A 760-nucleotide genomic window follows, 5' to 3' on the forward strand; every position below is an offset into this window, starting at 1 on the left:
GCGCCGCGCACGCTGCTGGTGAGGCGGCGGTAGGGCGTGCTGGCCGAGGTAATGCTGTACGTCTGCGTCACTTCGGGGCGGCCGGCTACTTCGCTGCGGTTGCCCAGCAGGGCCGTTACCACGCCGCCGAGGCGGCCGTAGAGGCTCCAGCCGCGTTTGGCGGGGTTGCTGTAGCGCAGTTCCAACGGCAGGCCGGCCATGGTGTAGCTGAAGTCGGTAGTGCGGCGCTGGCCGCTGCCCACCGTTTGGCCGCCGTCGGCAATCTGCTCGCCCACGAAGGCCACGGTGCTGGCCGAACGGGCACTGGCCTTGGTGAACTCCACACCGGTGCCCAGCGACCAGTGCCCGCGCAGGTGGCGCGACACCGTGAGGGCCAGGCGCTGGCTGAGGCCGGGACGCAGGTTCTGGCGGTACTCCTTGGCGGCTTCCTCGCTCAGCTCGGCCGGGCCCAGCACGGGGTTGTAGCCAAACTCGGGCTCGATGCCTTCGCGCGAGAAGTTGATATTGGGATTGAAGGCGCTGGCCGTATAGCTCGCGCCGTACTGCCAGCGGTGGGTGCCCAAAGCCAGCTCGGTCGGCTCGGGGCCGGCAGCAAGGGCACCGGGTACAGTAGCAGCGGGTGTTTCAAAGCTGCTCAGCGCCACCGTGCGGCTGGCCAGCAAGCCGGCTTCTTCGGGGCCCAGCACTGTGGCCGGGGCCGCAGCTACCGAGGCCGGAACCGTAGCCGCCGAAACAGAAGCCGCCGCCGGAGCCGCTGCGG

General features: G+C 70.0%; 1 protein-coding gene. It reads right to left on the reverse strand.

The features are described from left to right. Positions 1-760, reverse strand: a 760-nt coding sequence (locus tag ACYVDE_RS24980) for a hypothetical protein (RefSeq protein WP_460504214.1), incomplete at both ends; no start/stop codon positions are given.

This window comes from Hymenobacter agri (genome assembly GCF_054778495.1).